10 protein-coding genes are annotated in these 6,212 nt (G+C 57.4%); 2 read left to right on the forward strand and 8 right to left on the reverse strand.

Annotated elements, in window-relative coordinates:
* Positions 1-37: 37 nt before the first annotated feature.
* A complete protein-coding gene (locus RUH64_RS15370) occupies positions 38-706 on the forward strand; it encodes a TetR/AcrR family transcriptional regulator (RefSeq protein ID WP_313814552.1) in 669 nt (222 codons plus the stop codon).
* Positions 707-859: 153 nt separating this feature from the next.
* On the opposite strand, the gene RUH64_RS15375 is transcribed toward RUH64_RS15370, so the two are convergent.
* From RUH64_RS15375 to RUH64_RS15385, 3 genes are all read right to left on the reverse strand, one after another.
* Positions 860-1,393, reverse strand: coding sequence for an RES domain-containing protein (locus tag RUH64_RS15375; protein ID WP_313814553.1), 534 nt, complete (start codon positions 1,391-1,393; stop codon positions 860-862).
* A gap of 13 nt (positions 1,394-1,406) precedes the next feature.
* Positions 1,407-1,871, reverse strand: coding sequence for an SRPBCC domain-containing protein (locus tag RUH64_RS15380; RefSeq protein WP_313814555.1), 465 nt, complete (start codon positions 1,869-1,871; stop codon positions 1,407-1,409).
* Positions 1,872-2,127: 256 nt separating this feature from the next.
* Complete coding sequence (locus RUH64_RS15385; RefSeq protein ID WP_313814556.1) at positions 2,128-2,433, reverse strand: thiamine-binding protein; 306 nt, start codon at positions 2,431-2,433, stop codon at positions 2,128-2,130.
* Positions 2,434-2,602: 169 nt separating this feature from the next.
* On the opposite strand from RUH64_RS15385, the gene RUH64_RS15390 reads away from it, so the two are divergent.
* Positions 2,603-2,809, forward strand: coding sequence for a hypothetical protein (locus RUH64_RS15390; RefSeq protein WP_313814557.1), 207 nt, complete (start codon positions 2,603-2,605; stop codon positions 2,807-2,809).
* Between the two features lie 53 nt (positions 2,810-2,862).
* Here the strand turns inward: RUH64_RS15390 and RUH64_RS15395 are convergent, their stop codons facing one another.
* The 5 genes from RUH64_RS15395 to RUH64_RS15415 all read right to left on the reverse strand — a co-directional run bounded on the left by RUH64_RS15395 (position 2,863) and on the right by RUH64_RS15415 (position 6,108).
* Positions 2,863-3,180, reverse strand: a complete 318-nt coding sequence (locus tag RUH64_RS15395) for an AzlD domain-containing protein (RefSeq protein ID WP_313814558.1) — start codon at positions 3,178-3,180, stop codon at positions 2,863-2,865.
* Entirely contained in the window at positions 3,177-3,917 is a 741-nt protein-coding gene (locus tag RUH64_RS15400) for an AzlC family ABC transporter permease (protein ID WP_313814559.1), read from the reverse strand. Before RUH64_RS15400 ends, RUH64_RS15395 begins: the two co-directional genes overlap by 4 nt.
* Entirely contained in the window at positions 3,898-4,584 is a 687-nt protein-coding gene (locus tag RUH64_RS15405) for a hypothetical protein (RefSeq protein ID WP_313814560.1), read from the reverse strand. Before RUH64_RS15405 ends, RUH64_RS15400 begins: the two co-directional genes overlap by 20 nt.
* A 5-nt stretch (positions 4,585-4,589) precedes the next feature.
* Complete coding sequence (locus RUH64_RS15410; RefSeq protein ID WP_313814561.1) at positions 4,590-5,459, reverse strand: glycerophosphodiester phosphodiesterase family protein; 870 nt, start codon at positions 5,457-5,459, stop codon at positions 4,590-4,592.
* A 61-nt stretch (positions 5,460-5,520) separates the two neighbouring features.
* A complete protein-coding gene (locus RUH64_RS15415; RefSeq protein WP_313814562.1) occupies positions 5,521-6,108 on the reverse strand; it encodes a dihydrofolate reductase family protein in 588 nt (195 codons plus the stop codon).
* Positions 6,109-6,212: the final 104 nt, after the last annotated feature.

A 6,212-nucleotide genomic window follows, 5' to 3' on the forward strand; every position in this document is an offset into this window, starting at 1 on the left:
TGTGGAAGAAATATTCCACATACTCTACGCTTGAGTGGTGATCAACGCCAACCGTCAGCAGTCCACCGCCCAGCGTCCGTTGCGCGCAGACGCAGCAAAGAACAAGCAGATCATTCTTGACACCGCGAGCCAGCTTTTTGCCCGCCAAGGCATGGAAGTAACCCTCGAGCAGATTGCGTCCGAAGCCGGACTGGGCGTGGGCACCGTCTATCGGCGGTTCCCCACTCTTGACGCACTAATCGACGAACTTTTCGGAGAACGTTTCAGCCAGTGGGCCATCAGAGTTAAGAATCTGGAAGCAATGGGCGAAACCGATCCATGGGGAGCTTTCGAGGCCTACTTATACGATCTTGCAGAAGCCCAAGGATGCGATGCGGCGTTCGCGCAACTGCTGGTTGAACCCTTGGACGGTTCATGCAGATTCGGTGAGCTGCACGCGCAGACCATCCGCGGTGCGCAGCGAATACTCGCCCTCGCTAGGGACGCCGAAGTGGTCCGAGCAGACCTGGACAACGAATACTTGCTGCATATTCAGCTGGCGATCCTGGGCGTTGCTGGAGTAAGTAGCTCCTTGGGCAGTTCGGCCGCAAAATCACTGGTTAAAATCGTCGTGGCAGGTTGTAAACCACAGCCCAAAGATTCGCCAATATTGCCGCCGCCCACCCTCAAAGAACGAACCTGCTGGCAGCACCTGATTCAAAACTAAAAGAGGCACCAGCGGTTCGCCACCACTCAGCTGATGCCCTAAATTGATAGGAAATCTAGACGGCTGATGTTTGACCAAAGTGTGAAGTTTTCGAAGCTGTAAACTCCGCTGTTTCACAGTCATCTGCAGCAAATTATGGACACTTCTAATCGGTCATTCCGGGTGCGTCAGGCGGACTGTCGGTGCATCATGCTCATTCCAGCGAAATAGCACCAGATGCCACAGACCGGGTTTGGTTCGGGATGGATCAATAATCCCGTTGGCGCCCACATCGATCAGCCGATCTCGGACCAACCACGAACTGGGAATTCCACCCCGGGCAACAACATCCTGCCAAGGTGCGATGGCATCCTCGAGATCAATGCCAATCTTCGACAATGCTTGTACATCACGCAGGTCAATAATTCTCGACGCTGCAACATCCATCTGGAGCGTTTGGAGCTCAGCCGATCGTGCATTTTTGTGCGCGGTCATTGCGGCCTCAACCCCTGCTAGGGACGAGCTTAGGTAAAGCGTCGGCTGTTCCGCGCGGGAATATCGCCCGGCCGCTCTAGAGCCAGATAATGCATATGTGCGATAGTTCGGATCTACCGCACGAAAGAACGTTCCACGCACTGCGGGAGCGAAGATGAAATCATCTATTTTCAAGGCCACAACTTTCAGCAGATCTCGAGTTCTTCGTTCCATGGGAAAATTGCACCTAGGTACCCTCACCAAGGTACGACACCAGCTGCTCCAGCGTCGTTTCATGACCATTGCGATTCCCATCAATCATTTCGCGTCCAATGAATGAAACAACTTGGCAGGTTATAGAAACTGCGATGCCGCCTTCACGTTGCGTGAAATCCCAAGTCACCAAGGATGAAGATAGCGTGCACCCGCCGTCCCTGACCGTTTCTGTATAAACGATGAGCTCCCCCCGAACAATCTTCACATACTCTAATTGAACGCAATAGCGTAGCGAGTCGGCGGGGCCGCAGCGATAGCGGTCCTGTCCGCCTTCATAGAATCTTGATTCTTCATAAATGATCGAGTCACCGTCGGGAACACCCCAGATGGCACGCCGAGACGTATCTTCGTAGGCATCCCAAATTTCGCTTATTGGAACATTGACCAGCTGGCTTGCATGGATCGTGTCATGGACAATTTTGGCGTCGGAAACCATATGCGTCCCCTCACTGCGTCATCTCTGAAATCTCGAGGCTTGGCTCCTTGTTCACGACCAACTGTGGCATAGCTACGCAGGTTACCCAAGGGCTCAGCCTTTAGAGAGTGAGAATGTACGCCTCGAGATCATTTCGCTGGATACCAGCACGCCGTAATCCGATTTACCCTCGTAATACAGAAAAATCACCTGCTGGCCAGCATGCCAACGCAGGTGATCTTTCTGGACGTGGTGTTTTCACACCGCCACTGGGATACTATTCCGACTCTTCGATGGCCTTTTCAAGGCGCTCGATTTTACCGTCGATCTCGCCGGTGTAGCCCGGGCGGATATCTGCCTTCAGGACCAAGGCAACGCGCGAGCCAAACTTTCCGGCGGCGAATGTGGCACGTTTGACCACGTCCATAACTTCATCCCATTCACCTTCAATCTCGGTGAACATGGAGCTGGTGCGGTTGGGCAGGCCGGATTCGCGGACGATCTTCACTGCTTCGGCCACAGCGTCATGCACCGAGCCATCTGGGTTGTCATTGCTGGGTGCTACAGAAAAAGCTACGATCATGCTTCAACTTTCCCACCGTCGATCTGGTTTTTCCAATGTGTTGCGCCCTATCCGAAACTTCCGGGCGGGGCTATGGTGAAAACAGGCAGGAGCAGCTGATCGCTTCGTCGTGCACGGCCGCCCCCGCCAGGCAGAATCAGGTACTGCTCTCAAAGGAAGGATCAACACAATGACTCACGAACAGCGCGTCCTCAGGCGGCAGAAGATCCTCGTATTGCTTCTTCTGATTCTCACCATTGCATCTTTTGCGGTGTCACAAATCGGTGCACTGGCCAGCGTTGCAGGAATCTTTGCGGCGGTGGCAGTCATTTGTCTGTTGACGATTCTTGTCATCGCCATCAACGGATTCTGGCGTACCACCCGACCGACCCACTAAGGCCGCTTAAAAATCTGCATCCCGCCTCGAAGGAGACGGGATGCAGCCGCGGTTCAGGCGGCAAGGCCGGTCGCGCGCAACGCGATGGCGGCCAATGCTCCGACGATCACCACCACCAGATATGGCGCCTTGAAAATCAGGGCAACAATGGCTGCGCCCAAGGCTCCGATGCGCGCATCGATCACCAGCTGCTGCCCGCTGGTCACCGCGTTGACGGTGACCAGGGAAGCAAGCAGTGCAATGGTCAGCGTGGCAGCCACATGAGACATCGTGGGCGAGTCCAGAACCTTGCGTGGAACGAAGTAGCCGCAGAGCTTCACAGCGTAGGCCGTAAGGCAGGCTGCGAGGATCCACCAACTGAGTTCACTCATGGCTTCTCCCTTTCATCCACATTCACGCTTTGCAAGTCCCCGTGTTCCGTGGCGGACGGCGCTCGCTTGGCGGTGAATACCGCGTACAACGCCGCACAGGCTGCGGTGATCAAGATCGGCAGGCCCGGCGCCGTCAACGGTACGGCGATGGCGGTGACCACCGCCGCAGCCAAGGCAATGAGTACCGGTTCGGTCGCTTTGAGCCTTGGCCACAGCAGCCCGATGAACGCCGCCACCGCCGCCCCGTCCAGGCCCCAGGCGGCGGGGTCTCCCATCCGTTCGCCGAGCAGTGCGCCGACGAGCGTGAACAGGTTCCACAGCACGTAAACGCCAACGCCAGCGGTGAAGAAGCCGCGCTTCTTCTCTGCTATGTCCGACTGCCCCAGGCTCACCGCGGTGGACTCGTCGATGGTTACCTGCGCCATCCACGGAACCCACCTTGGGGTGGGCCGCAGGGTCTGCTTGATCTGCATCCCGTAAACGGCATTGCGGATGCCCAGCAGCGAGGCGGCGGAGAACGCCGCCGAGGCAGCTCCTCCGCCGGAGATCACGCCGATGAAGGCAAACTGGGATCCGCCGGTGAACATCAGCGCACTCAGTGCGACCGTCTGCCAGAGATTCAGGCCCGCGGCGATGGACAGCGCTCCGAAGGAGATTCCATAAAGACCCGTGGCAATGGCGATGGACAGGCCCATCTTGGTTGCCGGAGTCAGCCATTTAGCCTGCGTGGCGGGCATCGTACCTTACCTTGTACACTCCACGCTTGACCTTGGCTTCGCCGATGACGACGTCGGCCAGCTGATTCACGTTGTTGACGTGGGTGCCGCCGCAGGGCTCTGCGTTGACTCCCTCGATGGTGACCGTGCGGACTCCCCGCTCGTCCATGACGGCGCTGACCGCTCCGCCGTTGGCGATCAGTTCGTTCACTCGCTCCTGCAGCCAAGCCTTGGCTGCGGCGCGTTCAGCGTCATCTCCCAGCGGCAGGTCGACGCTGGCTGGGTCGAAGTCCAGGCGCGACTGGCCCGGGAAGTGCGAGTGACCCTTGTGCTGCCATCCGCGGTCTTCCCCTGCGAAGCCAAGGATGTGACCTGCGGTGTGCAGGGCCGCGTTGAGTAGGCGTGACTCTTCATCCACTGCGCAGGAGGCTGCATCCCCGACTGCCAGATCTGCGGCGCCGTGCAGGATCACCAGTCCGTCCTCGTTGCGGCCGACGTTGACTTCTTCGCCGTTGATGGTTCCCTTGTCTTCAAGCTGTCCGCCGCCGCGGGGATGGAAGATGTTGGGGCTCACTGCCACCCATGCTCCGTCCTCGTCGGTGCCGGCGGCGATCACGGTGGCTTCCGCAGTGAAGCGGTAGGTGTCCTCCAGGTACAGGTTGTCCTGGGTCGCGGTTGAGGTGCTCATGATAGTTAGTTCAGTTCCAGTTCTCTACGTAATTCTGCCGGCCGGTTGCTGGTCAGCTGACCAACGCCGAGCTTTGTCAGGTATAGCGCGTCGGCCGGGCGGTCAACGGTCCAGATTCGTGCCTTGAGCCCCTGTCCCAGCCACTGTCGCACTAGATGCTCATTGGCGCGGGTCCAGGCAACACCGGGTCCGATGATTCCGGCTCCTCCGGCATTGATCAGCTCTATGCCTTCGGCCACCGATCGATACAAGACCTCGTAGACCGCCGCTCTCCCCACTTGACCAGTGGAGAGAAGTTCCTCTACCCATTCTCCATCAACTTCGGTGATCAGTTGGCACAGTAGGTCCTTATTGACCGTGCGTGCAAGGTAGCGCAGCGATTCAGGTTCGAAGCTCATCAGCGTGACCGAGATCTGAGCATTTCTTCCCGCCAGGCCCGTCTGCGGGTCGAAGTTGAAGTCATGCAGTACCTTCAGGACGCCGTCTTCCAGCAGGTGGCCAAAGGGGCTTGGATGTTTGATTTCCACCGCGAGCCCGATGCTCACGCCTCGAGTGTCGATGAGGTGGAGCAGTTCCGCTAGGCTCAGCAGCTGCTCGTTGTCCCTGCCATATTGTTCGGGGATCACCGATGGAACTACATTGGTGAAATCCAAGGCTTTGAGTTCTTCGAGTGTTCGGGAGGCGACCAGCCCCGTTGAATCTGAGGTGCGGTCTACGGTGGGGTCGTGGTGGCAGACGACGATCCCGTCCTTGCTCAGGTGGACGTCGCATTCAATTCCGTCAGCACCTTCATCGATGGCTTGAAGATAGGCGGCACGGGTGTTTTCAGAGAATTTGTGGGAGCTGCCGCGATGTGCGTAGAAGAGCGTGTCCATATCTCCTACGCTACGCGGTCAGTCCTTGAGCATGCGAGAAATTAGGGGTATGTCGATCCCGCTACTGTGATGGCTGCCGGTCGTAGGTAAGGAACAGTGCACCGCTCTCAGTCTGGTGCGTATCTCGCAATGTCCATGAGGTCGGCTCGAATTCTTTGCCAAACAGCGGAATACCGGACCCAATAGTCAGCGGAGCCAGTTTGAGGATAAGGCTGTCAATTTCTGGGTACAGGGTTCCGGCGATGCTTGACCCTCCTACCAGCCACAGGTCCTTGCCTTCATCCGCTTTGAGTTTCCGTACGGTCTCGAGCGGATCAGCATCGACGATCTCTACCTGCTCCGATGCCGGCAGGCTGTTGGAGAAGACAATATGCCGAAGGTGTTCAAAGGCGTCCACCACTCCAACCTCTAGTCCAATGCGGTAGCTTCGGCTTCCCTCGAGGACAGTATCAAAGTGCGTTCCTGCAGCTTCCACGCCGAGAGCAGTTCTCGCCCCTGTAGGTAGAATCTCAGGGTAGGTAGCCACCAGATATTGAAGGTAGTCGGCTGAAACAGGCCAGAAGCCATCGGGGCCTGTGGGATCGCCACCGTCTGGGCCGGCGATGAATCCGTCGAGGGTGGAAGCAACACAGTAAACGAGTCGGCGCATTTCCAGAGCCTAGCATTGAGTCTCGGATCCTGTCTTCCGAAACTACGGCTTAAACGGGTGAGGCTCCAACACACTGTGTTAGAGCCTCAAACCACATTAGGTTA

The sequence above is a fragment of the Glutamicibacter sp. genome (genome assembly GCF_032154645.1).
In the GTDB taxonomy this organism is placed as follows: domain Bacteria; phylum Actinomycetota; class Actinomycetes; order Actinomycetales; family Micrococcaceae; genus Glutamicibacter.

What these genes read in the sequence shown, in the direction of transcription:
- RUH64_RS15375 (WP_313814553.1), bottom strand. Translation starts at nt 1,393, where the DNA reads ATGGAACGAAGAACTCGAGATCTGCTGAAAGTTGTGGCCTTGAAAATA.
- RUH64_RS15380 (WP_313814555.1), bottom strand. Translation starts at nt 1,871, where the DNA reads ATGGTTTCCGACGCCAAAATTGTCCATGACACGATCCATGCAAGCCAG.
- RUH64_RS15385 (WP_313814556.1), bottom strand. Translation starts at nt 2,433, where the DNA reads ATGATCGTAGCTTTTTCTGTAGCACCCAGCAATGACAACCCAGATGGC.
- RUH64_RS15390 (WP_313814557.1), top strand. Translation starts at nt 2,603, where the DNA reads ATGACTCACGAACAGCGCGTCCTCAGGCGGCAGAAGATCCTCGTATTG.
- RUH64_RS15395 (WP_313814558.1), bottom strand. Translation starts at nt 3,180, where the DNA reads ATGAGTGAACTCAGTTGGTGGATCCTCGCAGCCTGCCTTACGGCCTAC.
- RUH64_RS15400 (WP_313814559.1), bottom strand. Translation starts at nt 3,917, where the DNA reads ATGCCCGCCACGCAGGCTAAATGGCTGACTCCGGCAACCAAGATGGGC.
- RUH64_RS15405 (WP_313814560.1), bottom strand. Translation starts at nt 4,584, where the DNA reads ATGAGCACCTCAACCGCGACCCAGGACAACCTGTACCTGGAGGACACC.
- RUH64_RS15410 (WP_313814561.1), bottom strand. Translation starts at nt 5,459, where the DNA reads ATGGACACGCTCTTCTACGCACATCGCGGCAGCTCCCACAAATTCTCT.
- RUH64_RS15415 (WP_313814562.1), bottom strand. Translation starts at nt 6,108, where the DNA reads ATGCGCCGACTCGTTTACTGTGTTGCTTCCACCCTCGACGGATTCATC.